The sequence below is a fragment of the Microcoleus sp. FACHB-831 genome, from assembly GCF_014695585.1.
Lineage (GTDB): Bacteria > Cyanobacteriota > Cyanobacteriia > Cyanobacteriales > FACHB-T130 > FACHB-831.
Map to the genome: position 1 here is coordinate 104,427 of NZ_JACJON010000061.1, position 24,968 is coordinate 129,394.

The window sequence follows — 24,968 nt, forward strand, 5'->3', positions numbered from 1 at the left end:
CGCGGGTGAAAACGGGTTTCAAAGGAACCATCAAAATTTTAAAAGTGGAAACTACGCCGTTGGTACAACCTGAATTTGCACGGTCGCCGTCACTTCAGGATGCAGCTTGATTTCAGCTCTGTAAACCCCAGTCTTACGAATTTCAGGTAAAGAAATAGTCCGCCGATCTATTTCCTGACCTGTAACTGATTGAATTACTTCTGCCACTTCCGGATCGGTGATGCTACCAAAAATCGCGTCTCCTTCACCTACTTGTTTGCGGATACTGAAGCTACCAGCTGCTTCAATAGCCTCTTTAACCTTAATAGCTTGCTCTTTCAACTCCAGCTGACGCTGCCTTTCTATCTCTTTACGCCGTTCTACTTGCTTGAGAAGGCCAGGGGTGGCAGGAACTCCCAATTTTTGGGGTATTAGATAATTGCGAGCATAACCGGGAGCGACTTCAACTAAGTCGCCATTTTTTCCCAGTTTGCTAACATCTTGATTCAAAACTAATTGCACGCGCTTAGCCATAGTCTTTTTTCTGATGCAGATCCGACAACGAGTGATTATAGGCCAGAACTCTTTATCTTACGAAATATAGGGGAGCGATCGCAACCCATCCCCTACTGGGAATGCTTATATTTCTAATATCGATCCTTCATTCCCCGCAGGCGGGCAAATGTCTGTAGCTCATCTTTACTGTTGGTAGCCGATTTGAGGGCAGTATCGTCCCAACGCAAAAAGGGATTGGTGCGCTTTTCTACCCCCAGCGTCGATGGTACTGTCGCCTCTGACCGACTGCGTGCCGCCTTAACATCAGCAAAGCGAGTTTGTAAATCTGTGTTGTTGGCATCGACAGTTAACGCAAATTCCAGATTTTTCAGGGTATATTCGTGGGCACACCAGACTCGCGTGTTATCTGGTAAAGCCCGCAGCTTGCCCAAAGACTCTACCATCTGCGTGGGCGTACCTTCAAATAGCCTGCCGCAGCCTCCAGCAAAGAGGGTATCGCCACAAAATAAATCGCCAGTTTCGCCAGCTACATCTGGGGGGAAGTAGTAAGCGATGTGGGCGCGGGTATGTCCGGGAACGAAGAAGACTTCGCCGATTTTACCTGCAAATTCGACGCGATCGCCCTCTTGCAAAAACACCTGTTGTCCCGGAATTCTTCCCTTATCCTCGGCACCCCCATACACGCGAACATTGGGGAAATGCTGCATTAGCTGCCGATTCCCCCCCACATGATCGTTGTGATGGTGAGTATTAAAAATCGCCACCAACTCAGCACCAAGTTCTTCGAGTCGCCGCAGCACAGGCTGTGCTTCAGCTGGATCTACTACGGCTGCAACCTTCTGCTTTTCATCGTGCAGCAAGAATATGTAGTTGTCAGAAAGGGCGGGAAGTCGGTAAACCTGCATTGGACAATGCCTCCGGGAGTCGCCTGTCTTAAAACGGCAGGAATGTATTATTTCTTCACACTATTCTTACAAGAACTTTAGTGCCCTGCCAACTGGCGAAAAGAGGATAATCTTAAAGAGAACATCTACATAACAGCCTATGGCATGGACGCGCGATCGCCAATCAACCCCGAATATTCAGCAAATGGTAGACCAGATCCTTGTCAAGGGTCAATTAAACCGTCAAGAGTATCTTCAACTGACTACTACTATCCTCTCTGATTACAATGTCACCGATGAAGAACGTCGTCAAATTAATCGTATATTTGACGATGTGCAGACAGGGCGCGTGAAGCTACTAGCTTGGTAGCAATATTAGAACCATTATCTTTTTAGATATGTTGGTAATATCCGCTAAATCTGGACAATTAGGCAACAGGCTCTTGCTATTTGCAAATTTTATTGCCTTTGCAATTGAGCATAACCTGAAAATTTTAAACCCTGCGTTTGAGGAATATGCAGATTTTTTCCAGTCTACTTCCCAAGATTTACTGTGTTCTTATCCTGTTCTCGGTATAAAGATTAAAGGTAATAAATATTTTAGAAATAAATACTACTCTTTTAATCGCTACTTAGCGGAACGAGGTGTTTTCAAAACTATCAGCCTTACCAGAGAGCAGCCATTCACATGGAAAAAATTTAATGTTTTAGAGCAATTAGACAGAAAATCTCTTAATTTTTTTCAGGGCTGGTTATTTAGAGATGGGTGGTTTGTTAGCGATACAGATTTATTGCAAAAACATGGCGATGCGATTCGCGCTTACTTTACTCCTTTAACAGACTATCAGTTAAAGGTGAATAATTTAATATCAACAATACGCAAAAGCGCCGATATTGTTATTGGAATTCACATCAGACATGGTGATTATCAGCAGCATCAAGGTGGAAGATATTTTTATACAATTCCAGAATACGTGCAGGTGATGGAATCAGCCCAAAAGCTATTCCCCGATAAACAGGTGACGTTTTTAATTTGCTCTAATGTCGAACAGGACAAGCATTTGTTTGATAAATTTAATTACACCTATGGTAACAATCACATAATTGAGGATATGTATTCTTTGGCTGAATGCGACTATATTATTGGCCCTCCCAGTAGTTATACTATGTGGGCATCGTTTTATGGCGATCGCCCGCTTTATATGATTAGAGACTGCAATAAAATTATACACATTAAAGACTTTGTGTGCTTCTATGAGTGGAAAGGAATTTTCCACGCCGCCGAGGACTGGAGTAAAAGTTTCTGGGAATGGACTCACTAAAATAAAAGATGGTAGCAGGAACCAAAGGAATTATTACAATATTGGTAGGAATGTATTCTTTTCAAGACTGCATTCATTTTTTGGCGTCGGTAAGGAAATTTCATCAAGAACCAATTGTAATTTTGATAGCTGGAGTTCCGACAATTTTACATCCTCTCCTTAAAGCATTCGGAAATGTAACGCTTAAGGAAGCACCTTCTAATGTGAATCCAGTTTTAGCATCGCGGATGGCTAAACTCGTACTATATCAGGAATCGCCGTTTGATAAAACCATTTATATGGATTGCGATATTTGTCTTTTAGCAAATATAGATGAAGTTTTTGATTTTTTAGATGAAGCGGATATTTTAATAACTAAAGATGTCCAGCCTTCTATCTCGCAGGCGACAAATTTGCTAAGAGGAAAGCAAGAGGTTCTGCAAACTTTGCAATCTGTAGGATTACCGCTGAAGGAAGATAGCGTTCAATATAATGGGGGATTTATTGGCTTTAAAAGGAGCGATACTGCTGAAACTTTGTTTAATAATATTCAAAAATACTTTGATGTTATCGTTAAAAATCAAGATGTATTGTTGTTGAAGGATCAAGGAGCGATCGCTTCTGCTATTGAAGTTGTCAGACCTAACATGAAAATCCTGCCGCCTACTTATAATTATCTCAGTAAGTGGAAAGAATTGTATGAAATTAACGAATCCGTAAAGGTTCTACACTGTACCTATCCTTATCGACCACAATACGCTAAAAATATTACACGTTCTATTTATACAAGAATTTTTGACCAATTGGCTAAATTTCTTTTACCGAATCAGGTTAAAAATCCTTGGCGTATCAAGTAACCGTCAATTGGGTAAATACACTATATGGAAATAAACAAAGAATCTAAAGTATCATTGCTCGTTTGGAATTTATCTACAAATGACGGAGTAATTCGAGCCTCGATACTGGGAAAAGCGCTTTCGCGGCTTGGCTGCAAATATGAAATATTAGGTTTTAGTTTTGGCGGCAATTTGTATGGAGCAATTCCATCTAATATTAAGATTATATCTGCGGACATCAATGAATTTAACAGCTTTTTCAAAGCAGCGAAAGACCTTTTTAATAAAATCGATGGAGATATAATTTATGCAATTAAGCCTCAAGTTGCCAGTTTTGGGATAGGACTGGTTAAAAAACTTTCTGCACGTCGTCCCCTGATTTTAGACATTGATGATTGGGAACTTAGCTGGCATGGTGGCGATGATTGGCAATATCGTCCTAGTATCAAACAGTTAGCTAGGGATATGCTTAAAAAAAACGGTGCTTTGAGGCGTCCTGATCATCCTTTGTACTTAAAATGGCTCGAAAATTTAATTAGTCAAGCGGATGCTGTAACCGTGCATACCAACTTTTTACAGCAGCGTTTTGGTGGTATTTCGGTTCCCAATGGTAAGGATATTTCGTTATTCGATCCCAATTTATATAACCCTTCTGAAAGCAAAATTCGGTATGGTTTGTCTGAATACCGAATTTTAATGTTTCCTGGTGCGCCAAGACCTTACAAGGGTTTGGAAGATGTTCTAGTTGCGCTGGATATGTTAAATCAGCCAGACTTAAGATTGGTTATTGTTGGCGGCAACCCTTACGATAATTATGATGATAAACTCATTGAACAGTGGGGACGTTGGATTATTAAGCTACCCAGCTATCCTGTTGAGGTGATGCCTGATGTTGTAGCTGCTGCTGACGTTGTGGTTGTTCCCCAGCGTGACACGGCTGCCACTAGAGCGCAGTTTCCACTAAAGCTAACAGATGGTATGGCAATGGCTAAACCTGTCTTAGCTACAAGAGTGGGAGATGTTCCCGAAATTTTGGGTGGAACGGGTTATCTGGTCGATCCTAGTTCGCCGGAGCAAATTGCTGAAAAAATTCAGTGGATATTCCAAAATTTAGATGAAGCGAACGAGCTTGGCTTAAAAGCCAGAGAAAGATGTGTAGCCTACTATAGCATTGAGGCGATCGCAGCTAAACTTTCAGAAATAATCGCACGTTTATAACAACAGGGCACTTGGTAGATTGCTATAAAAATATAAACAGACTTAAAAAGCATTTTTACAGTGATTGTTATCCAATAGCTATGATTGTAAAGTGCAGTTAATTGGCTTTTGTTAATACTCGATTACTTTTAGCTAGCAATAATTGCTGTATGTCTTCAAAGAAGCTAATCCTAAAATATTTTCGGCGATATCCTGGGTTGGTTCTGCTGACTATAATTTTGGGATTTGCAGGAGCATTATTTAATGGTGTTAGTACAACGCTAATTGTCCCAATATTGTTAAATTTTTTAGGCCAAAGCGTAGCTTTAAAAGGAGTCCCACCGATTATTCAGGCGATAATGTCTCCGTTTGATAAGGTTCCGGGAGACTATCGCCTGTTGGTGATGGCGAGCGCTATTGTGCTGACTATTATTTTGAAGAACCTTTCTAGTTATTCGGGTACTTTAGTGTCGAGTTCCCTAACGCGAAAAATAACGTCTGATATGCGTTTTGAGGGCCTAGATTTGTTGCTAGAAGTCGATATAGATTTTTACTCTCAGACGAATGTGGGCGATTTGATCAACAGTTTGGGTGGGGAAATCGGTCGGGCTTCAGGTGCGATTATTACCGCCGTGAGAATGATAATAATCGCTATAACTGTTTTAGTATTCGTAGGTTTGCTACTGGGGATTTCTTGGCAGCTGACAGTGGCTTCAACTGGTTTGTTGAGTTTAGTAGCGTTAGTTAATCAATACTCGATTGGGCGTGCCAAATATTTTGGCAAGCAGCTATCAGAAATGTCGAGAGCATATTCTGTAAGGGTGCTAGAAACGCTGAGTGGAATTCGACTGGTTAAGGCAACGGGGAATGAAAAAAGAGAATATGAAAGAATACAAAAGCTAATACGCGATCGCGAACAGGCTGATTTCCAATCGCAGGTTAACTCGGCTGCTGTTGCACCTGTTAGCGAGGTTTCTAGCATTTTGGCGCTGATGTTAATTGTTATCCTGGGACGCACATTTTTTGCTAACCAAATTGAGTCCCTGCAAGCCGTGCTACTCACCTACTTGCTGGTGCTTTTCCGGCTGCTACCAACTATTTCTCAGTTAAACAGCACTAGAAGCCAATATGCCAATACTATGCCTAGCGTGGATATGGTATCTGAATTTTTGCGGCGCGATAACAAGCCGTTTATGAAAAACGGTTCTTTGCCCTATAAAAAATTGCAAGAAGGAATTCATTTCAATAAGGTTTCTTTTGCCTATCCCACTAACGATAATTTGGTATTAAAGGATGTTGATTTGTACCTACCTCGCGGCACTACGTTGGCTTTGGTGGGAGGTTCGGGGGCTGGTAAATCAACTTTAGCCGATCTTTTACCGCGATTTTATGACCCCATTAGCGGCAGCATTACTATAGACGGAATTGACTTGCGATCGTTTGATGTCCACAGCTTGAGAAGGGCGATGGGGATTGTTAGCCAAGAGACGTTTATGTTTAATGACTCTGTGCGCCATAATATTACCTATGCACGCCCGGATGCTACAGAAAAAGAACTTCTTGCGGCTGTGAAGCGGGCGAATGCTTATGAGTTTATTGTGCAACTACCACAAGCGCCCGATACAATGATTGGCGATCGCGGGGTGCTTTTATCTGGGGGACAGCGCCAGCGTCTTGCCATTGCTCGCGCTTTGTTGCAAGATCCGGAAATATTAATTCTTGATGAAGCAACTAGCGCTTTAGATACAGTTTCCGAACGATTGGTACAGTCGGCTTTAGACAATTTAAGTAGCGATCGCACTACGCTGATTATTGCTCACCGCCTCTCTACCGTGCAGCATGCCCATCAAATTGCTGTCCTAGAAAAAGGACATGTTGTAGAACTTGGCACGCATGAAGAACTTTTAAAAAAAGGCGGCTACTATACCCGTCTTTACTCAATGCAATTTGCCGAGGACAACCAAGATGCGATCAAAACAGCAGTTAATGAAGCTTTGATTAGAACCTCTTACGAAGTCCGGACTCGCCTTAACCCCATGATTGGTTTTCTTAAGTTGGTAGTTGACGATATGGCAGATAGCCCCGAAGAGATGAATGAACTAACTGTGGAAGCCTACCAGTCAGCAATGCGTCTCCTTAAAACCTTGGAGTTTCTCGAAGAAAGCTCTAGGCTAAAATAGCAAGAAATGAACAAACACTATATCTTTTTTACCAGAAATGTCTTACCGCAGCCCCAGGCTCACTTAGTTCAAGTAGCTCATACAGCAAATGCAGCTGCAAACCTGGGCTACTCAACAGTTTTAGCTTATCTGGAAAAAGGATTAGCAGCCTTGAATCCAGCCGCGTTGATTCGCCCATTTCGCCCCCGCAAACCAGATTCAACCTTAGCCAAATTTTACAATATTGGGGATAAGCTAAAAGTTGCCCCTTTACCAATCCCTTGGCCCATTGATTATTGGCGTTCTAAACTAACTAACTCCAGCACTATCGTATCAAAATACTACTTGCCAGTTCATATCCTTCCTTATACTAAAATTGTCCATACGCGAGACTGGAATTTGGTCAAAGCAGCCATAAAAAATGGCATTCCAGCTATTTACGAACACCACCACCACGAAGACAAAAAATTTGAGCCAGAAATAGTCAATAACCCTCTATTTCAAATTTGTATCACCGTAGCGGATACCATTCGAGAAACAACGATTCAAAATGGTATGCCGCCTGAAAAAATAATAAAGCTGCATAACGGATTTAATAATTTATTCTTAGTTAGACAACCGGAAAAGGCTGAATCGTGGCGCGAAAAACTTCTTCGAGGCGGACAGCAACATTTAGTTGTTTATTCAGGTGCGCTCCACCCTTTTAAAGGAGTCGATTTACTAATCGATGTGGCAAAACAATTGCCCCAAGTTGAGTTTGCGATCGCGGGCGGCGAACAATCGCAAGTACAAGCTTATCAGCAGATAACGCGCGACAAACAAGTTAACAACGTAACTTTTTTAGGACACATTTTCCAAGATGAATTGGCAAGTTTGTTGCAAGCTGCCGATGCTTTAGCTCATCCTCACTGTTCTGGAAAAGCGGCGAGTTTCACATCTCCTCTTAAGCTATTTGATTATATGGCTTCTGGAACTCCTATCGTTTCTACAGAGATTCCCCCGTTAATGGAATTTAAATCTACAAAGGCTGTGGCTGGTTGGTGCGAACCTGATAATCCGACTGTATTTGCCCAATGCCTGCAACACGTTTTAGAAACTTATCCTAGAAAAGTAGAAGGATATTCAGAAAGCACAGTTTTTGTGCAACAGTTTTCTTGCGAAAATCGCGTAATAAAAATTCTAAGTTTTGTAGAAGAGTCTCTGCGTCCACAACTAATTTGTTGATTATGGAAAGAAAAACTTTCGGGATGTTGACGGGATACCCTGGCGTTAATCAATGTGATTGGCTATGGCAACAAACTCCACATCCTTTTGGTGTGTGGGGCAATATTCAAATGCTGTCTAAAGCTAAAAATCCAGATTTTTTGCTGCTATATAATTTTGCCGGAGTGCGGAAAATATCTCAGAAGAAGTTTGGTATTTTTAAACAGCAACCCAAAGAAGTTAATTACCCTGAAGAAGAAATGCGATCGCTACTTCGAGGGGTACCCAAAGAACGCATTATCTTTCTATGGCGGGAACCACCCTTAGAGGAAGTAACGCAAACGAATCGCACTTGTTACGAGTGGGCAAAAGGATATTGCGCTTACATTTCCAGCCCGGATGATGCTGCACCAATCCCCAATTATATGCCCGCTATTTGGTATCATGCCAATTCTTTTCGGGAATTAAAGGAAATGCCACCCCCAGAGAAGATATCCACTTGTAGCTGGATTACGTCTGGAGTCAGCCGCACTGCTAACCATCGCCGTCGCTTGCAGTTTATAAAGCTGCTGCAATCGAGTCAGGTTAATTTCGATCTGTATGGACGAAACCTACCCGACTGGGCTAATTCAGGTGGAGAATTGAGCAATAAATGGTACAGCATGGCACCTTATTACTACAATCTGGCGATTGAAAATTATGCTGATAATGATTGGTATGTGAGTGAAAAGTTATGGGATTCCCTGCTTGCTTGGTGTCTGCCAATCTATTATGGTGGTTCGGCTGCTGATAAATTATTGCCGCCTGGTAGTTTTCTCAGGTTGCCTAGCTTAGATGAAAAGGGAATAGCCTATATACAAGAAGTGACGGCGACGCCTGATGCATGGTACGCGGCAAAAGATGCGATCGCAGAAGCAAGGCAAATTATTCTTCACAAGCTCAATTTGCTAGAATGGCTCAACAATTTTGTAGCAAACTTATCTTAATTTATTGAGCGATCGCCCATGAATCTGTAATAGAGGAATACCTCCTTGTAAGGAATATTTCCAATTTGCCACTTTAATAACTTATCTGTTAATCGCATTAGCATATTGTTGTTGGGCAAATTCATTTTTCGCCATTGACATAACCTGCGAAAACGTTCATTTTTGATCCCCATATAGTGTAAATAGGTGAGTCTTCTACCTCTGTCGTATAAAACATGATTTTTATCTTCAAAGTGTGTAGATGTTACGCATACGCCTGTGTGATATTCAGAATTTTCATCTAATGTGAAGTTATACAGCTTTAGGTTTTTCTTCACAGTCATGTAGTTTAGCTTCGTTTGTTCGCTCAACCAAGTTCTAAAAATCTTTATGTCACCCTTTGCAAGTTCTTCTATAAAATACTCCAAATCTTTTTCATCTATTACACCTCGTTTAGATGCCCAAAATCCCCCACAGTGAAAGCGATTAGCTAGAACCTCAATAGATTCATACATTCCCTGAAACGCCTCAAAATAATAGTTAACCTCCCCTAACCTCATAGAAGTTTTTCTCTGATAATCGTGGACGACAAATTCATATTCATCCAACTTAGAAAAAATTCGATCGAGAGGTTGTAAGACTAAAGTATCAACATCAAAAAAGATAAATTTATCAAACTCTCCGTCAAAGGCACAATACTTTCTGTGCATTGGCAAGACTTCAGTCTTTTTTTTATTTCCCCCTACCAGCGGATATTCTTCATACAATTTATTAAAACTGCTAATAAATGTCTCCCATTTTTGAATAGCATTAAGGTCTGCAAACAAATAGACATTCTTGCGTCTAGCTACTTCTTTTTCCACTAGCTCAGTATTATCGTTAAAGGGAATAACGCAGATAGGTATATCTTTACTGTAGTTAGCCTCTACGCTATTAAGAAAAGCTACTAACTGGTCATAAACAGTGTCATTTGCTAAAGTATATATGCCTAGTTTCATGAGCTTTGGCAGGTAGTTTAGATAAAAGATTTGTGGTGTCAGGGCTATGCAGATACCCTAAAATTGCATCGTGACGGTTTCGACAGATAAAGTTGTTTCTTAGTGTACTTTATAAAAGTCTAGAAACAGAAGTTAGTTTAATTGTACAATTAAAACAAGAGCCAAGGTTGAGGAAATAGCTATGAATCGGGGGATTTATATCACCGCCAACGACAAGGTAACGGAACAAGCGATCGCTCTCCTCAATAGCATCCGCTTGTACGATTCAGATACGCCGATTGTGATGATTCCCTATGATGATAAATATAGCGCGATCGCTTCGGTTATCGGCAACTCCTACGGCGTACAAGTTTATGAAGACTTAGAATTTATAGATCGCCTCTCTAAACGGTTACAACAAACTTTTGGAGAAAAATTTTTCGCCAGACCAAACCAATTTCGCAAACAAGCCTGCTGGTTTGGCCCTTTTGATGAGTTTCTTTATATAGATACAGATATCGTTGTATTTGAGAAAATTGCCGATAACCTTAATTATCTAACCGATTATGACTTTATTTGCTGCGACTATCAACACAAAGGGGGCATAAAAAACGTATTTAGCCAAAAAGTTATACAAGACAAAATTTTCACCCCAGACGAGCTAAAGGATATATTTAACGGTGGATTTTGGGCTTCTAAGAAAAACTTGATATCCGAAGAGACTTTATACGAAACGTTTACAGAATGTGCATCTCATCCAGAATATTTTGATTTTTCACAAAAAACATCAGACCAGCCAATTATTAACTATATGCTCTTGAAGCGGATACCGCGTCGCTTTAATATAGTTCGCAGACCGGGCGGAGCGCCCGGAAATTGGGCAGGAAGTCCGCATTTCCAACATCAGGATAATATTTTAATTGACCCAACTATAAACCAGCCGCTGCAATATTTACACTGGGCAGGCATTCGCATCGAGCCTGGGTGTCCTTATTGGGATATATGGGAACAATACCGCTATTTAAATGAATCCAAGCCAACTCAAGTTTCTTCAACTAAGACTAATAAAAATGTATGGCAGAAGATAGCCGATAAAATTAGGAGGATATTCTAAACACAGCGAAAAAGCTATTAGTTAGGTGGCATAAATAAACTAAACATAATTTGTAGTCCGGTAAGGCTCACCAGAGCCGCTACGATAAAGTTCCAAAAATGTTGGCGAGCCGTGCCGGACTACGTTTAATTGTGGACACAGCTAAAAAGGAATTAGTTAGGTTTAGATAGTTTCCATAGCGGCGCATTACCATAGTTAGTAGGGCGTTTTAACTTGTAATTAAGTTCTTTTTCAAGTTTAGTTCGTAAAGTTTTAGAGGAATTAAATAAAAACACATCGCTGAAGCTATTAGGAATTTGGGGTATAGCTGCCTCAACCACAAGCTGAAATTTTACTTGGGAACTTAGCAGATGGCTGAGAGACAGCACGTTAGTTACAGGAGTAGTATCAGAGATTATCAATGGAGAAGTAGCTTTATTAACAATGGCAGCTATATGCAAAGTGAATGCGCCATCTGACTTGTTCCACCAGGTTTTGGATTGAGAACTGATGACACAGGATAGAACTCCACCTGAAAGCAAGACTACCATAATCAGTTGCCAAAACTTTTGTCGTAGCGTGCTAACAAATCCCGAATTAATATGAGTGGCGACTAAGTAAGCCACAGTTAACTGAATGCCTAGATAACAAGGAAGTAGATATCGACTAACTCTTGAACGTTGCCCTCCAAAAATTAAATCGGGAAGTGCTAGAGCTAGTGCAGTCACAGCAATCAAGGTCAAGATGAACAACCAAATTTGTTTGCTCGTATGACGACAGACAAAATATAGCGAATATCCTACCAAGACCAATATCAAAATAATAATTAGATAGGGAAATGGACTTTTAAAGCTAAAGCCATAGTTCCAATCAATAAAAATCCTGCTTAGATTAAAAATCCACCTTTGAGCCAAAGCTGCTAGGGTTAATTTATAGTTAATCCAGGCCATTGAACTGCTAAGTTGAGACAAGTTAGTAATAACAGTGACAATCCAAGGCAAGAAAATTAGTAAGGCTGCGATCGCTGCGGTTAGATAAGCAATAACTGTCTTGCTAAATCGGAAACTTTCAGTTGCAATTACATAGATGCCATGTCCAATGGCGACGAATATAGAAAATAAATAAGAATATAGCGATAGCGACAAAGTTAGTGCATAAATTCCCCAACTTAACTTGGTGTTAATCCGCATGGCTCTTAGAAGTGCCGCGCTCGATAGCAAAATTGTCACCGTCCATAAGCTATATTCGCGTGCTTCCTGTGCATAAAGTACGTGAAATGGCGAGACAGCTAGCAACGCGATGGCTATCCATCCAGTTAGCGATGATTGAAATAATTCAAGGCATAGCCAATAGATACAAGGGAATACCAACAAGCTAATAACAGCAGATAAACTTCTAATTGCTCCGGGGGTACTACCAAACAATTGCACCCAAATTCGCATCATCACGTAATATAGTGGCGGATGCTCTGGGGTTTCTACTGCCAAAGATTTAATTGTGTCGGTTAAGCTTTTTTCCCTCGTCGGATGCTGATATTTCTGCAAATCTTCTAGGCCAATTACCCGACCGTTGGCTACTTGCTGGATCAATTCTGTCTGGGTGTAGCCAGAAATTTGTAATGAAGTAAGAGCTTCATCGCGCCAATAGATTTTTTTATCGATATTGACAAAACGAAAAAATACGCCCAGTAGTAAGAGGATAATAATTAAAAACCGCAGCCAAGTGGCAGGCAACTCCCAACTCGGCCTCAATTCGCTTTTCATTAGAAGTATTGAATTCCCTATAGTTAATTAGAGCGATCGCGTCCGGAACAAATAGCAGATTGCAACCCTTACTAAGCTCGCTGTGCTTAAGTGAAATGTTGAGCGATCGCACCCCGCTATTACCAAATTTAACCAATATTTTCAGCCGACCACGCCGCTTCAAAAAAGTCTCGTTCGCACAACATAGCATAACGATAGGTTGATTCCACAGAGGGCGAAGCAATAGCATAGCGGTCGGTTAAACTTTCCAGCGATCGCGCCAAGTGTTCAAACTCTTCACTGCTATAAGTGCGAATCCAGTCCGAGTATTGGTGGTCTGGAAATCCCTTCTGAGCAAGCTGCTGACCTAAGAAAGCATACAGACGCATGCACGGAGTCATCGCGGCGGTAATTTCTGCATAAGAACCCCAGGCTGTAGCCATCAGAAAATCAGTATAGCGGCGGGTAGCTGGTGCTGGTTGGACAGCTCGCAAATCTACTCCCCATGCTGCGGCATATTTTTCATGCAGACGCAGTTCCTCCAAAACACCACCTGCCAGCGTATGGAAAGCACCAAATCCCTCCCAATCAGGAGCTTTAACAGCGGCTAAACTGTAGGCACGACCAAAGGCTTCTAAAAAAAAGGCGTCTTGCCCAACGTAATAGGCAAAACGCACAGTAGGTAGCTTGCCGTTAGCAATGCCTTGTACAAACGGATGTTTAAGGCAGGCTTGCGCTAGGTCTTTATTTGCTTCCCACAAGTCTTGCGATAAGCTCATAACTACCTTTTACTTAGGCAACTGACTAACAGTTTGTGTTGGAATTTCTTGTAACTCTGATCCTACATTTGTAGGGGCGTCAGTTGGTCTGCCCAGCCCCAGAAATAGGTTGAGCGAGAATGTAAGAGTAGCCGCAAGTAGTAATTTTTCTAACATCTCAAATTCTCCCCCCACCAACAGACGACTAGCGCATAACTATATGTATTCTTCACTAATATGGCTTTGATTCCCTGAAAGGCTGTGCGATCGCAGCAGGAAAAAAATGTGATAAACGCTTGTATTTTTTGTGATTTAAATCACAGAATGCTGCAATATGTATTATCAGTGCGTAGCCTTGCTACGCACTGCTCAAAGAAGCAAAAAAGCTAACTCAAAACATAACATTCACTAGCAGCGATGCTATACCTCCCAAGAAGTCTAGAAAATTTGAGCTACCACCTTTTTTCCTTGGTTTCCGGACCTCTTCCATTGCCTTAATAAATGACTGCGATATTTGTACGCCTTGGGGACTTCCTTGGGCTAAAAAGAGTTCTGACGATTTCTTAGCATCTATATTCGCGCCAGCTTCATCTCCTAGCCGATACCGCGCTACTCCACGCCCCAGGTAAGCAGCGGCAAAGTCTGGTTTCAAACTCAGTGCCAAATTGTAATGGTCGATTGCTCCCCTTTCGTTGCCGTCAGCCGCTTCTACCACTGCCCATTTGTAGAAATCTTCAGGCGTCCCAGCGGTTTGGGGAAGTCCCGTTGCCCCTTGAATGTAAGCAGCATTCAGGTTGACACCGACAAAATTTGCATTCCCCAAAAAGGCATCTCTTAGATCGGCGCCATCGATGGTAGCACCCGTAAGGTTAGCACCTGCGAGATTAGCTCCATGCAGACTAGCACCGCTGAAGTTGGCACCCCGAAGGTCAGCGCCACTTAAGTTTGCCCGACTAAGATTGGCACCAGCGAAGTTAGTACCAGCGAATCGGGCACCCGGCAGGTTAGCCATCACCAATCCAGCACCGCTTAGGTCGCATTGCTGGCATTGTCTTGTGGATATTGCCTGTTTAACGTGTTGCAGGTTTTCAGCTTTGGCAGGAACAGGCAGGCTCGTGGCGCTCAGGACAGCAACAGTAGCTAATATTTTGAGTTTCATTTTCTTTACCTCTACAAGCGTGCGACAAGAGTGCGTGTTGCTACGAACTATTGTCGCGTCTGTTTCGTTAGGCATAACTCTCATTTTGCCTAATCAGGGCGCTTTATTAGTAAAGACTTTCTTCAGCCCCCTTGCGGGGCGCACGGGGCGGGGATACTCAGCTGTCATGCAGAGAATTTTACTTTACTGAGAGAATACGCTCTCTTGCTCTGACTTAAAAATATATTCATAGTCAAAAACCAAGGAATTTATATTCCGAATTACGGAAAAACCCAAATCCATGACTGTATGGGTAGTAAAAGTTGCAATTTCTAACTCTATTAGCTTCTTGTCTTTGATCTCAGGTTCTTGAACAAAATAATCGCGTTTATCAAAAAAAGTTGCTTTTTGCTTGGGAGTAACTATTCCATTTACTTTATGAGCATATTGAATAGGCTTTATATATTTATGATAAAAATCCTCTTGATTTATTTGTAGTTGGTATAATTTTTCGTGCTGCAACCAACTCATTTTAAACATCATTTTGATTAGTTCAAAACCCAAAATATAGTTAAATACGTTATTTCGTTCTTCCGTACTCACAACTAATCGCAGGGCTGATTCTAAATAAAGGTCAGGCTGTCTGCGTACATCTTGAGAAGAATGTATATAGAATTGTCTAATATAAGTTCTAAAGACAGATTCACTTAACTCTGTTTTAATCTGAAATTGTTTTAGATATTGATTTACTCGTTGTTGAGTATCTCTGTCTTCCAGCGTTCTTGAAACTAAGCCGTCAGCCGTATAATTATCTAAAAACTCAGCTTGCATCTCTGGCGTAGATGCACACATAAGATGGCACAACGACAGTACATAGCTCCGTTGGCTCCAGGGCAAGCTTTCTACCCATTTCTTTGCTTCTGGAGGGAGTTTTTCAAGCATACTGTCTACTGTTCTGAGTGCAGAAGGCACGGGGAGTCTAAATCTTTGTTCAGTCATAACCTAAACAGAGTTATAAGTAGGTAAACCAAAATAAAACTTTAGAATTTAAGCTTCAATTTCGCTTTAAATCCTGGATAGTTGATAAGCCTATAACATTCATTTTTAGGCTTAGTAGTTAAGGCGAAAATAAGGTGGATAGCCGCACCACCAAACTAGGGTCAATATCCTGTAACTTAGCACAGCCACTCAAGGCGATCGCGCTGTCTAACTCATCTCGTAATAATTCGAGTACGTGCTGAATTCCTGCCTCTCCTCCCAACGCTAATCCCCACAAAATAGGACGCCCCAACAACACAGCTTTTGCGCCCAATGCTAGTGCTTTGAGGATGTCTGTACCCCTACGAATGCCGCCATCCATCAGCACTTCTATTTCGATTCCTACTTCAGCAACGACTTCACTTAGGGCATCAATGGATGCGATCGCTCCATCCAATTGCCTCCCGCCGTGATTAGAAACAATTACGGCTTTTGCTCCACATTCCACCGCCTTTCTTGCATCATCTCCCCGCAATATACCTTTAACCACCAATGGCAGGGGAGATAAAGATTGCAACCATTCCAAATCCTGCCAAGTAGTTGCTGGGTTAATCTGTTCTAAGAAATAACTAAATAAACCAGATTCACCAGATTTGTAGGGAATTTCAAGGTCTTTGAGCATAGCTAAATTAGCCAGTTCCATTCCTGGTGGTAGAACAAACTGATTGCGTTTATCTTTCTCGCGCTGTCCCAAAATGGGAGCATCGACTGTTAAACAAATCGCTTGGTAGCCTGCGGTGTAAGCGCGTTGTACAAGTGCCTTAGTTAGTCCGCGATCTTTATGAACATAAAGCTGAAACCACTGGGGGCTAATATTATTGTTCCCTTGTTCCCTTACAGAACTAACTTCTTCTAAACTTTTAGTCGCTAAGGTACTAAGTACCATCACCGTTTTCAACTTCGCAGCAATTCTGGCAGTAGCAAGTTCTCCTTCTGGATGAGCCAGACATTGGAAAGCCATCGGCGCGATGAGAATTGGCATCTCGATCCGATTGCCCAGAATAGTGGTACTTAAGTCTCGCTGGCTCACATTTACCAGCATCCGGGGTCGCAGTTTATACCGCTCAAAAGCTGCACGGTTGTCGCGCAGCGTGATTTCGTCCCAAGCACCGCTGGCGTAGTAGTCCCGCGCCATTGGTGATAAATGCTGCGTGGCTAGGGTTTCATACTCAAAAAGATTAATTGGTCTATCAGGAGCAGTCATGTGCCAAACCTACTCAAGGATGTCAAGGTGAGGTAAGCATAGATGGGAAGCAGTTTCCCGTAGGGTTAGCGTCGTTGCTCTAGACGATTAAGCCGATTGACGGGGGCGATCGCAACTCTAGTTCAGCGGTGATATCACGGTTACGGCGTGTAGCTTATTTTGCTTTGGGGAGCTGATTAAGACTGCTACCTTAATTTATCCTGTTTAAAAAGCAGGGATAAGCGGGAAATCACTCATTGTGAATATGTGGAATTGAAGAAAAATATGTAAACTTTAGTAAAAATACTTAAGGAGCTAAGGATTGTGCAAGCTCAAGCCCATTTAGAGCAAGTGCCTATAGAGAAAATATTTGAGCGAATTTTTACCCTTCGGCAAATTACTACTGTCGATCAACGTTTGCTAGTGTCCGCAGTGTTAAGCAAGGATAAACTCAACGAACAAGAGCAGACGCTGCTAAACCGAGTGTTCGAGCGTTTGGATAAGGGATTGCTATGGATTGGCGATTGAGTCTAGTCAGCGAAATAATGTTGCACTAGCACTTTTTAGGTTGCATATGTAGATATGATAAGTTGCGAAAAAGCGCGATCGCATCACCTGAGTGGGTGAAACGGGACAGTAAGTTTTAATTAGTTAATTGCTGCTACTAAGCCAAATTAAGGAAAGGGTGCGATAGTCACGCGCTGCCAACCGTTTATAATATTTCTACTAAGTTTATGAATGTAGCAAAGACTAATATGGCTATTCCCGATACAGAAACTCAGCCAACAATGGATAATTTTAAGGTATTTCCCAAACATATTGGGGTTTGGCAGGGCACCTGGATACGGCTGGACGCTGATGGTAAAGAAATTGAGCGTTTCACAGGCGTTGTCAGTAAAAAGATAGTTGATAATCAATGGATTCAAACTAACACTTATCAATTTGCTGATGGTAGGAGTGTCACCCAAAACTTCGTGGGAATATTAGCAGGTAAGGGTTCTATAAAAATCGAAAGCAACGAGCCTCCCTTTTCCAATTACACGGCGATCGCAGAGGAATATGGGGATGATCTAGTTATTTTCCGGATTTGGGACAAAGCAACTGGCGTACTGCTTGGTATTGAAACAATTAATTTGAGCGAAAACAATACTTGTTGTATTCGTACAAGCCAAGGATATACCGCTGAGGGTAAATTCAGGGGTGGAATGATGATTGTCGAACGAAAAATTGAAGACTGAAAAATTCGGCGATCGCTAATGAGTTGCCGTAGGGAAAAGAGACGAGTGCGATCGCGCAAAAGCTCTCCCTTCCTCCCAGGAATTGAGAGAGTGGGGGAGAGTTATTTTGTTCGATAAACAAGTGAATTGTTATTAATTAACTGTTTGGCGTTTGCGTTGTCGCAGGGAAAATAAAGATAAAGCGCCTATCGTTAGCAACCCAGTCGTTGTCGTAGGTTCTGGTACTGGAGTTAACTTTTCTGGAGTATACGTTATACCGATAGGACGCAATAATTTATTGCTAGTAGGTACAAAAATTGAGCCATTATTACCCGCAGAGGGTGAGGGTTGCCCTGTAACTCCGTTATAACGGAGGATTGCCCCTAAGTTAGTATTTATATCAAAGCCTACAGTGTAGAGAGTATCGTCAGATCCAAATGCCAAATTACCAAGGAAATTGCTGCTTGGAACTGTTCCCGTGTAATTAGTGGATAAAACCCCAATCTGCGTTCCTGTTTGTAAATCGTAACGTCTGATATCGTTAGCAAAGTCACTAACAAACAAGTCGTTATTCGAGCCAAATGCTAACCCCAGGAAACTAACAAAACCAAAACTGTCGGGTGATGGTGTTGGCTGGTCGATAAATACTGTAGAAGTTTTAGTTGCCAAATCGAAACGCAGCACCTGGCTGGGAAGACCTGGAAAAGTCGCTTGACCGTTAACAGCAATACTGCCCTGAGTTGTCACATAAAGGCTGCCATCAGCACCGAAAAGTAAATCATTTGGCCCGTTTAATCCTCCTGGTTGGCCATTACCAGAGGCAAATACATCAATAAATTTACCTGTCGCTGCGTCGTAGCGCAGAATTTGGTCAGTGAGAAAACTGCTGACATATAAATAACCATCTGGGCCGAAGGCAGTCCCATAGGGACGAACTAAGCCGCTACCAGAGGCGAAAACATCAATAAATTTTCCTGTCTTGCCGTCATAGCGCAGGATGGCAGAATTTTCAGGGGTATTGCCGCTAGAGACATACAAGTTACCATCGGGGCCAAAGTTGAGGTCATCTGGAGCCATTAACCCACCTGTGGCAGGAGTAATAAAGTCTCCTAGAAATTGCCCATTCTGTTCGTCAAATAGTACCACATTGTTACCTTGAGTATTGCCGACCAAGAGGGCTGCACGGGCAGAGGAAACACTCATACAAACGATGCCGAGAGTACCAAGAAAGAGCGAAACCTTAAGTGCAGCAAGTTTTTTACGCATAGAGGTTTTACCTTTGGGACAGAAAGATTTGGCTTAATTTACCATAATTTTTTTTATAATTTAAGATGCTTTACAATAACAATAAGATTTACGGCTGATTAAAGCCACTTTTATGGAATGCGATCGCATTTTTGTTATGTTATAGCTAAAGTAAATTACAGGTTTAGTTATGCGTCAGTTGTTAGCTTCGATAGTAAGTGTTACAGCAATCATCGGTTTGGGTACTATTGCCGCTAAAGTAGCGATCGCAACCCCCGATCTAGCAGGCGTGTTAATAGCTCAAAAGCCTAATTGCAACAATCCTCAGACTCAAGGAGAAATGAACGCTTGTGCTGGTTTGTCGTATCAGCAGGCTGATAAAAGGCTGAACCAAGTTTACCAACAGCTAGTACCAAAATTGCCCTCTGCGCGACGCCAGAAATTGACTTCAGCACAACAAGCATGGATTAAATTTAGAGATAGCAATTGTGCCTTTCAGCGAAGTGAAGTTGAGGGAGGAAGTATGGCTCCCCTGATTTACGGTAGTTGCCTTGCAGAGATGACCAAACAGCGGACAGAACAGTTAGAAGCATATATCAGGGATATAAAGTAGATTAAGCGGGAGCGCGATCGCCAAAAATCAGTTGGAGGTGGAATAGAGGGGTACGATCACTTGTCGTCAGCGCTCAAGTAAAAGGCTCACAATCACTATATATCTCCTCTGCCCATAGGCGAAGGCGATTGAAATAATGCCCTTGATAGTCAAGTAACTTAAGTAACACCATTTCCAAATACCACAAGCCTAAAGTATAAGCCTGAGATCTCGCTTCTCTATAAAGTTCTTGTTGATTGGAATTAAAAAACCTCTCCCGCCAATTGCCATGGATTATACTGTTTCGCACCTCCACAAATGTATAAGGGCCATCTATACACTTATCAGGCATCTTCTGGGCTACCTGTGCAAGTTTCGTCAAGCTTTGTGGCAGAGTCTTGGAAATGCTGAATTCCTCGATAAGCCTGCTGATTAGTTTATTCAATTTCTCGTTGGTGAACTTTTTCTTACTCTCGCCTTTTTCTTTTATGAAGTAAACCCAGAAAAGAAGCTCAAGGGCTGAGTGAATCCATATAATTAGTCCCTCTATATTACTGCTAGCACTGTTGCTGTCAATGTACCAGGTAAGTACTTGGCGTATATCTTCATTCCAAATTTGGTTATTCCAGTATTTCATAAAATTTGGGAATATCCCCACTAAGCCACTAGGATGAGTTTCTGGAAACCAAGAAATCACGCCTTTCCAGGGGGTGCTTCTACGTTGTGAATCCCACTCTTCCCAAACTTTTTTGCCGTTTTCATCAAAGCCGACCGAAAGAACCAGGGGACTATGAAATCCCCGTGCAAAAGAAAGGAAGAAGGAAAGAGCGTCTAGCCAATTTTTTACCTCGTCTGAGGAGAAACTTTCCCCATTAGAGCGCTCTAATTTAGCTACATGGGTTATGGCATAGCCGCCCAAAGCTTCCAAAGCTCCAATAAGGTTTGAAATCTCCTCCACAGCATCGATAGTGATTCGCCAATCCTCCGCCTCAAAGACAATCCGGCTTGAACTACTGGCGTTACCTGAACTGGACGAGACAGACCCTCCTAAAAACTTGGGGAAGTTAACTAAATGACACAGCACGTAACTTAAACTTTGACCTGAACCCAGGGAAATGGCTTTTTCTGCGTAACCTACCACGGAATCTCCTAATAGGAGCAATCTTGAAGCATAAGCATCTGTGTATATCTTTGTATCAGCATCCAACAAGCTGAGAACTCCCTTACCAAGAAGTTTCTTAAAACTTTTTTTTGTATTGAATAGGCTTGCATTATCTATGTTGAATCTGATTTTGGGTGAGGGTAGCCATTCAAAGTCTAGCCTACCGTCTCCTTGTAATATTATTTCTTCTTTCCTAAACTCCATGCGCCCCTTATAGAGAGATATCGAAGCATTAGGCAATGGCATTGAGTATACAGGATTTAGTCTGGGCGGGCAGTTGAACATACTGTTAATTTTTCAGGTAGCTATTCCCAAGCTAGCAAATTTTGCTTAGATTTGGCGATTTTCAGGTTTTCAATTCATTCGCGACGCTACCCTCCAGTGCCCCTATTTAATAGCGGTTCCCAACAATAAATTTACCAGTAAAAGGTATCTACAAAACTTTTTCCCGGCGCTTAACTTCCTCTAGAAACTGGATGGCGACAGTTTCTAAAAATCTATATTTGATAGGTTCAATAAACTTATCCAATGGATTTAAATCCACTACATAATCACCTATCTGGATACCAACAGGTTCTAAATGTTTACCTGGTAACTCCTCTTGCAAAATAGGAAATTTTCTAGCCTTTAACTGCGCGATCGCCCAAACGACATCACTTTTTTCTCTTTCCTTCGGACTTTTCTTAATATCGTCTTCGCTTCCGGCGATTGTATCCTTATCAAAAGAAATCAGTGCTGTTAAATTAAATAGCCTACTCCGTTCAACAAAGCACTGCGTTTGTTTTCTTGTCGGGAGTACGCCCAACCCCACTTTGTCGAGAAAATGCGCTAAAAAAGCGAGAGGTTGAGGAATAGCGCTTTCTGTATCGCTAATATCAGGAGCAATTAGTAAAGAGGGTTGACCTTTGATAGAGCGTTCGTCGAGAGGGATATCCTGGATACTATCTGCTATACGTTGATATTGAGATCGGCTGTCGGCGACGCATTCTTCTACAACTTTTAAATCGTCTAAAACTTCTAACAGAGCCAGATATTTGCATCCCAGACTGTGACCCACCCAGAAATAATTTGTTTTATCTTGATAGATTTCGTGTTGATAGCCTAAATTTTGCGCGATCGCTGCAATTTCTCGTCTTAGTACAGTCTGCTCCCTCAATAAACTAATAGCGATCGGCCAATGGCGAAAACTAAACCTGAAAGGTAGAGCAACTATGGTGTATCCTTCCTCAAACAGGTTTCTTAAAAAATATCTATAAAACAATGTTGGGAAACTACCAAAGAAAGCTCCGCCTATAAACTGGACTACACCTTTAGGATTGGGATGAAGAGCTACCCAACTGAAAGAAAGCGGCTGAAATCTAAATTGGGGTTTCATAGGGACATTGCTGTTTAAATACAAATGGGTTGATTAAGTTAATTGTGAATTAATATGAGCGGGTTGCCTAAATTTTGCGAATTTATTTTAGGCGCATAGATTTAGGCGATTCACCTCAACTTCTGGTAGGAAGTAAAAGCGATCGCCTATTTTATCTTTGCGCCTTATTAATGGCTGTACTAGCAAAACTCAGGATGCATTATTTAGAAATAACGCACTTTAGAGAATACCTAATTGGGCTAGCCAGCCATTGACACAATTACGCTACCCCGTTGGTTTCAAGTTTGGCAAGAGCTTCAACAAGCGTTTTAGAGTTTTCTAAATCGCTGGCGCTACTTTTAAGTACCGCTTGGATGTCATCAAGGTTTTGGCCTATAAAATTTCTCCAACCTGGTTCAGGAGAAATCAGGTTTAGTGCTTTTCCACTAGCAAGGGGTAGCGAATAGCTAATTTGATCGACATCAAGATTGCCAGCATTCAAATCTCTAGGTAGAAAAGTTCCCCGAACTTCGGGAGTCAACAAAACTGATACAGGAACTTTGCTCTGCGCTATAAACTGAGGAACTGGAATAGGGCGAATAGAAACATCGGTAGCAATTGAACCGTTAGTATCTGCGATCGCATCTGTCCCATTATCTAAATCTAGTGGCCCAGTAAACCTTCTAAATATAGGCGGTAAAGATATTGAGGCATAGCCGCGAATTTCTAGTTGGGGGTTTGGGTTTGCCAGAATTTCTGGTGTGAGTTTAGGTAATAACTGCACAGATGCTGTTTTACCAGCAGGCAGATCGAAGAAGGCGAAATATCTATTAGTTAAGCCATCTCGTGAGAGAGTTAATTCAGTATTTTGTCCTGCAACGTCGTACAATAAGCTAACTTTGCCATCTGGAATTCTAGAATTCGGATCTCCAAATCCAGGATTGGGCAAGCTAATAAAGAAATCAATCCTAAATCTAAAGTTCCTTTCCTCTAGGTTAGAGACAGTTAGAAAGTAACCTTGAACAACTCTGCGAGCAACGTCTGCACTAGCTGGAGGAGGTGCAATTGGCTTGACAAGCAGTTCAAATGTGGAAATTTCCATGTTTATGTTTTGGTAATTTAAGTCTTTGATGTATTGAGTTGTATATAATCAAAGACTGGGTTAGATGTCTTCGACTATAACTGTTAGGAAAATGCTGTTAACAGTCGCTTTTTTTGGGTAGCTTAGTTGGATGTCACTCGTTCGAGTGACTGGATGACTTCTGAGTTTGGTGCTAAAGCGAGTCAACCTAATGTAAACGTTGTATTAAAATTTGCTTGATTCACTAGGGCACTTGGGGGTAGCCTAGATCGAGTGACTCTATCCGCTTTGTTCGCGCGATCGCTCTATGTCCCCTACTGTTTCCGCTCAACCTCGCACTATTCGCATAGCTTCCCGCAAAAGCCAACTCGCACTCGTCCAAACCTATTGGGTGCAGGAAGAACTCCAGAAGCACTTCCCCGAATACACCTTTGAAGTCCACACGATGAGTACCCAAGGCGACAACATCCTCGATGTTGCCTTAGCTAAGATTGGCGATAAGGGGCTGTTCACCAAAGAACTCGAATTGGGAATGCTCAACAACGAGACAGACTTTGCCGTGCATTCCCTCAAAGACTTGCCTACAAACTTGCCAGAAGGCTTAATCTTAGGGTGCGTTACCGAACGGGAAAACCCTGCTGACGCTCTCGTTGTGCATGAAAAGCATAAAGATAAGCAACTTGACACCTTGCCAGAAGGTGCGATCGTGGGTACGTCTTCCCTGCGGCGACTGGCACAACTTCGCCACCACTTCCCCCACCTGACTTTTAAGGATATTAGGGGTAACTTAAACACGCGACTGGCTAAACTCGATACTGGCGATTACGACGCGATTATCTTAGCTGTCGCTGGCTTGCATCGCCTGGGAATGAGCGATCGCATCCATCAAGTCATCCCCCCTGAAGTCTCCCTCCACGCTGTCGGACAAGGCGCTTTGGGCATCGAATGTCGCGATGGTGACACCGAAATACTGGAGTTGCTAAAAGCACTAGAACATACCCCAACAGCTCAACGCTGCTACGCCGAAAGAGCCTTTCTTCGCACGCTAGAGGGCGGTTGCCAAGTGCCAATTGGTGTTAATACAAAGATTGATGGCGATACGCTCACCTTAACTGGTTTGGTTGCAAGCCTGGATGGTCAGCGGGTTATCAAAGATAGTATTGCTGGTAAAGCCGCAGAGGCAGAACAACTGGGCATCCAACTAGCACACCGCTTGCGGGAACAGGGAGCTACTGCGATTCTAGAGGAGATTTTCACCGAAGTCGGGCGCGAGCATTAATTTTGGATTTGAGAGGTTGAATGTATCAACCCTAAAATAAATAATCCAAAATTGACTGCAACAAAGCTG

Annotated in this window: 25 protein-coding genes; 12 read left to right on the plus strand and 13 right to left on the minus strand. The window is 42.1% G+C overall.

The window, feature by feature from the left end:
• Window positions 1-51: 51 nt before the first annotated feature.
• On the minus strand, window positions 52-513 hold the full coding sequence (gene rplI / locus H6F77_RS17535) for a 50S ribosomal protein L9 (protein ID WP_190489828.1): 462 nt from the start codon (window positions 511-513) through the stop codon (window positions 52-54).
• Window positions 514-626: 113 nt separating this feature from the next.
• Window positions 627-1,400, minus strand: a complete 774-nt coding sequence (gene gloB, locus H6F77_RS17540; protein WP_190489829.1) for a hydroxyacylglutathione hydrolase — start codon at window positions 1,398-1,400, stop codon at window positions 627-629.
• A 139-nt stretch (window positions 1,401-1,539) separates the two neighbouring features.
• Between gloB and H6F77_RS17545 the strand changes: the two genes are divergently transcribed.
• From H6F77_RS17545 to H6F77_RS17575, 7 genes are all read left to right on the plus strand, one after another.
• A complete protein-coding gene (locus H6F77_RS17545) occupies window positions 1,540-1,749 on the plus strand; it encodes a hypothetical protein (RefSeq protein ID WP_190489830.1) in 210 nt (69 codons plus the stop codon).
• Between the two features lie 73 nt (window positions 1,750-1,822).
• A complete protein-coding gene (locus tag H6F77_RS17550) occupies window positions 1,823-2,701 on the plus strand; it encodes an alpha-1,2-fucosyltransferase (protein ID WP_242022243.1) in 879 nt (292 codons plus the stop codon).
• A gap of 8 nt (window positions 2,702-2,709) precedes the next feature.
• On the plus strand, window positions 2,710-3,537 hold the full coding sequence (locus H6F77_RS17555) for a glycosyltransferase family protein (protein WP_190489832.1): 828 nt from the start codon (window positions 2,710-2,712) through the stop codon (window positions 3,535-3,537).
• Window positions 3,538-3,561: 24 nt separating this feature from the next.
• A complete protein-coding gene (locus tag H6F77_RS17560) occupies window positions 3,562-4,734 on the plus strand; it encodes a glycosyltransferase family 4 protein (RefSeq protein WP_190489833.1) in 1,173 nt (390 codons plus the stop codon).
• A 149-nt stretch (window positions 4,735-4,883) separates the two neighbouring features.
• Window positions 4,884-6,893 (plus strand): ABC transporter ATP-binding protein, encoded by a 2,010-nt coding sequence (locus H6F77_RS17565; RefSeq protein ID WP_190489834.1) that lies wholly within the window; start codon window positions 4,884-4,886, stop codon window positions 6,891-6,893.
• 6 nt (window positions 6,894-6,899) lie between these two features.
• A complete protein-coding gene (locus tag H6F77_RS17570; protein ID WP_190489835.1) occupies window positions 6,900-8,096 on the plus strand; it encodes a glycosyltransferase family 4 protein in 1,197 nt (398 codons plus the stop codon).
• Between the two features lie 2 nt (window positions 8,097-8,098).
• Window positions 8,099-9,061: a glycosyltransferase family 10 domain-containing protein gene (locus H6F77_RS17575; RefSeq protein WP_190489836.1), complete on the plus strand. Its 963-nt coding sequence runs from the start codon at window positions 8,099-8,101 to the stop codon at window positions 9,059-9,061.
• Here the strand turns inward: H6F77_RS17575 and H6F77_RS17580 are convergent.
• On the minus strand, window positions 9,058-10,038 hold the full coding sequence (locus H6F77_RS17580) for an Npun_R2821/Npun_R2822 family protein (RefSeq protein WP_190489837.1): 981 nt from the start codon (window positions 10,036-10,038) through the stop codon (window positions 9,058-9,060). The two genes, H6F77_RS17575 and H6F77_RS17580, sit on opposite strands and share 4 nt — an antisense overlap.
• Window positions 10,039-10,219: 181 nt before the next feature.
• Here H6F77_RS17580 and H6F77_RS17585 point away from each other — a divergent pair, with 181 nt between their 5' ends.
• The gene (locus tag H6F77_RS17585) at window positions 10,220-11,131 is read left to right on the plus strand and encodes an Npun_R2821/Npun_R2822 family protein (RefSeq protein ID WP_190489838.1); all 912 of its coding nucleotides are present in this window, start codon (window positions 10,220-10,222) and stop codon (window positions 11,129-11,131) included.
• Window positions 11,132-11,283: 152 nt separating this feature from the next.
• Here H6F77_RS17585 and H6F77_RS17590 read toward each other — a convergent pair whose 3' ends face one another.
• The 6 genes from H6F77_RS17590 to H6F77_RS17615 form a co-directional block, all read right to left on the minus strand.
• Window positions 11,284-12,873, minus strand: coding sequence for a glycosyltransferase family 39 protein (locus H6F77_RS17590; RefSeq protein ID WP_190489839.1), 1,590 nt, complete (start codon window positions 12,871-12,873; stop codon window positions 11,284-11,286).
• A 128-nt stretch (window positions 12,874-13,001) separates the two neighbouring features.
• Window positions 13,002-13,631 (minus strand): TenA family protein, encoded by a 630-nt coding sequence (locus H6F77_RS17595; protein WP_190489840.1) that lies wholly within the window; start codon window positions 13,629-13,631, stop codon window positions 13,002-13,004.
• Window positions 13,632-13,640: 9 nt separating this feature from the next.
• The gene (locus H6F77_RS17600) at window positions 13,641-13,787 is read right to left on the minus strand and encodes a QAALIT motif small membrane protein (RefSeq protein WP_190489841.1); all 147 of its coding nucleotides are present in this window, start codon (window positions 13,785-13,787) and stop codon (window positions 13,641-13,643) included.
• A gap of 214 nt (window positions 13,788-14,001) precedes the next feature.
• On the minus strand, window positions 14,002-14,844 hold the full coding sequence (locus H6F77_RS17605) for a pentapeptide repeat-containing protein (protein WP_242022255.1): 843 nt from the start codon (window positions 14,842-14,844) through the stop codon (window positions 14,002-14,004).
• A 108-nt stretch (window positions 14,845-14,952) separates the two neighbouring features.
• Window positions 14,953-15,747, minus strand: coding sequence for a cobyrinic acid a,c-diamide synthase (locus tag H6F77_RS17610; protein WP_190489842.1), 795 nt, complete (start codon window positions 15,745-15,747; stop codon window positions 14,953-14,955).
• A gap of 118 nt (window positions 15,748-15,865) precedes the next feature.
• Window positions 15,866-16,990 carry an alpha-hydroxy acid oxidase gene (locus H6F77_RS17615; protein ID WP_190489843.1) on the minus strand — a complete coding sequence of 375 codons (1,125 nt, stop codon included), beginning with the start codon at window positions 16,988-16,990 and terminating at the stop codon, window positions 15,866-15,868.
• Window positions 16,991-17,293: 303 nt separating this feature from the next.
• On the opposite strand from H6F77_RS17615, the gene H6F77_RS17620 reads away from it, so the two are divergent.
• Together H6F77_RS17620 and H6F77_RS17625 are read left to right on the plus strand one after the other, a co-directional pair.
• Window positions 17,294-17,497, plus strand: a complete 204-nt coding sequence (locus H6F77_RS17620; protein WP_190489844.1) for a hypothetical protein — start codon at window positions 17,294-17,296, stop codon at window positions 17,495-17,497.
• Window positions 17,498-17,703: 206 nt separating this feature from the next.
• Window positions 17,704-18,207, plus strand: coding sequence for a DUF3598 family protein (locus H6F77_RS17625; protein WP_242022257.1), 504 nt, complete (start codon window positions 17,704-17,706; stop codon window positions 18,205-18,207).
• Window positions 18,208-18,339: 132 nt separating this feature from the next.
• Here H6F77_RS17625 and H6F77_RS17630 read toward each other — a convergent pair whose 3' ends face one another.
• Complete coding sequence (locus tag H6F77_RS17630) at window positions 18,340-19,452, minus strand: Vgb family protein (protein ID WP_190489845.1); 1,113 nt, start codon at window positions 19,450-19,452, stop codon at window positions 18,340-18,342.
• Between the two features lie 169 nt (window positions 19,453-19,621).
• Between H6F77_RS17630 and H6F77_RS17635 the strand changes: the two genes are divergently transcribed.
• Complete coding sequence (locus H6F77_RS17635) at window positions 19,622-20,044, plus strand: lysozyme inhibitor LprI family protein (protein WP_190489846.1); 423 nt, start codon at window positions 19,622-19,624, stop codon at window positions 20,042-20,044.
• Between the two features lie 73 nt (window positions 20,045-20,117).
• On the opposite strand, the gene H6F77_RS17640 is transcribed toward H6F77_RS17635, so the two are convergent.
• The 3 genes from H6F77_RS17640 to H6F77_RS17650 all read right to left on the minus strand — a co-directional run bounded on the left by H6F77_RS17640 (window position 20,118) and on the right by H6F77_RS17650 (window position 23,641).
• A complete protein-coding gene (locus H6F77_RS17640; RefSeq protein ID WP_190489847.1) occupies window positions 20,118-21,431 on the minus strand; it encodes a YopA family protein in 1,314 nt (437 codons plus the stop codon).
• A gap of 187 nt (window positions 21,432-21,618) precedes the next feature.
• Window positions 21,619-22,560 (minus strand): DUF1350 family protein, encoded by a 942-nt coding sequence (locus H6F77_RS17645; RefSeq protein WP_190489848.1) that lies wholly within the window; start codon window positions 22,558-22,560, stop codon window positions 21,619-21,621.
• A 259-nt stretch (window positions 22,561-22,819) separates the two neighbouring features.
• The gene (locus tag H6F77_RS17650; protein WP_190489849.1) at window positions 22,820-23,641 is read right to left on the minus strand and encodes a hypothetical protein; all 822 of its coding nucleotides are present in this window, start codon (window positions 23,639-23,641) and stop codon (window positions 22,820-22,822) included.
• Between the two features lie 286 nt (window positions 23,642-23,927).
• Here H6F77_RS17650 and hemC point away from each other — a divergent pair, with 286 nt between their 5' ends.
• A complete protein-coding gene (hemC, locus tag H6F77_RS17655) occupies window positions 23,928-24,899 on the plus strand; it encodes a hydroxymethylbilane synthase (protein WP_190489850.1) in 972 nt (323 codons plus the stop codon).
• The last annotated feature ends 69 nt before the right edge of the window (window positions 24,900-24,968 follow it).

Excerpts from the sequence above, each read along its gene's own strand:
- rplI (WP_190489828.1), bottom strand. The coding sequence starts at position 513 with ATGGCTAAGCGCGTGCAATTAGTTTTGAATCAAGATGTTAGCAAACTG.
- gloB (WP_190489829.1), bottom strand. The coding sequence starts at position 1,400 with ATGCAGGTTTACCGACTTCCCGCCCTTTCTGACAACTACATATTCTTG.
- H6F77_RS17545 (WP_190489830.1), top strand. The coding sequence starts at position 1,540 with ATGGCATGGACGCGCGATCGCCAATCAACCCCGAATATTCAGCAAATG.
- H6F77_RS17555 (WP_190489832.1), top strand. The coding sequence starts at position 2,710 with ATGGTAGCAGGAACCAAAGGAATTATTACAATATTGGTAGGAATGTAT.
- H6F77_RS17560 (WP_190489833.1), top strand. The coding sequence starts at position 3,562 with ATGGAAATAAACAAAGAATCTAAAGTATCATTGCTCGTTTGGAATTTA.
- H6F77_RS17565 (WP_190489834.1), top strand. The coding sequence starts at position 4,884 with ATGTCTTCAAAGAAGCTAATCCTAAAATATTTTCGGCGATATCCTGGG.
- H6F77_RS17570 (WP_190489835.1), top strand. The coding sequence starts at position 6,900 with ATGAACAAACACTATATCTTTTTTACCAGAAATGTCTTACCGCAGCCC.
- H6F77_RS17575 (WP_190489836.1), top strand. The coding sequence starts at position 8,099 with ATGGAAAGAAAAACTTTCGGGATGTTGACGGGATACCCTGGCGTTAAT.
- H6F77_RS17580 (WP_190489837.1), bottom strand. The coding sequence starts at position 10,038 with ATGAAACTAGGCATATATACTTTAGCAAATGACACTGTTTATGACCAG.
- H6F77_RS17585 (WP_190489838.1), top strand. The coding sequence starts at position 10,220 with ATGAATCGGGGGATTTATATCACCGCCAACGACAAGGTAACGGAACAA.
- H6F77_RS17590 (WP_190489839.1), bottom strand. The coding sequence starts at position 12,873 with ATGAAAAGCGAATTGAGGCCGAGTTGGGAGTTGCCTGCCACTTGGCTG.
- H6F77_RS17595 (WP_190489840.1), bottom strand. The coding sequence starts at position 13,631 with ATGAGCTTATCGCAAGACTTGTGGGAAGCAAATAAAGACCTAGCGCAA.
- H6F77_RS17600 (WP_190489841.1), bottom strand. The coding sequence starts at position 13,787 with ATGTTAGAAAAATTACTACTTGCGGCTACTCTTACATTCTCGCTCAAC.
- H6F77_RS17605 (WP_242022255.1), bottom strand. The coding sequence starts at position 14,844 with ATGCCTAACGAAACAGACGCGACAATAGTTCGTAGCAACACGCACTCT.
- H6F77_RS17610 (WP_190489842.1), bottom strand. The coding sequence starts at position 15,747 with ATGACTGAACAAAGATTTAGACTCCCCGTGCCTTCTGCACTCAGAACA.
- H6F77_RS17615 (WP_190489843.1), bottom strand. The coding sequence starts at position 16,990 with ATGACTGCTCCTGATAGACCAATTAATCTTTTTGAGTATGAAACCCTA.
- H6F77_RS17625 (WP_242022257.1), top strand. The coding sequence starts at position 17,704 with ATGAATGTAGCAAAGACTAATATGGCTATTCCCGATACAGAAACTCAG.
- H6F77_RS17630 (WP_190489845.1), bottom strand. The coding sequence starts at position 19,452 with ATGCGTAAAAAACTTGCTGCACTTAAGGTTTCGCTCTTTCTTGGTACT.
- H6F77_RS17635 (WP_190489846.1), top strand. The coding sequence starts at position 19,622 with ATGCGTCAGTTGTTAGCTTCGATAGTAAGTGTTACAGCAATCATCGGT.
- H6F77_RS17640 (WP_190489847.1), bottom strand. The coding sequence starts at position 21,431 with ATGCCATTGCCTAATGCTTCGATATCTCTCTATAAGGGGCGCATGGAG.
- H6F77_RS17645 (WP_190489848.1), bottom strand. The coding sequence starts at position 22,560 with ATGAAACCCCAATTTAGATTTCAGCCGCTTTCTTTCAGTTGGGTAGCT.
- H6F77_RS17650 (WP_190489849.1), bottom strand. The coding sequence starts at position 23,641 with ATGGAAATTTCCACATTTGAACTGCTTGTCAAGCCAATTGCACCTCCT.
- hemC (WP_190489850.1), top strand. The coding sequence starts at position 23,928 with ATGTCCCCTACTGTTTCCGCTCAACCTCGCACTATTCGCATAGCTTCC.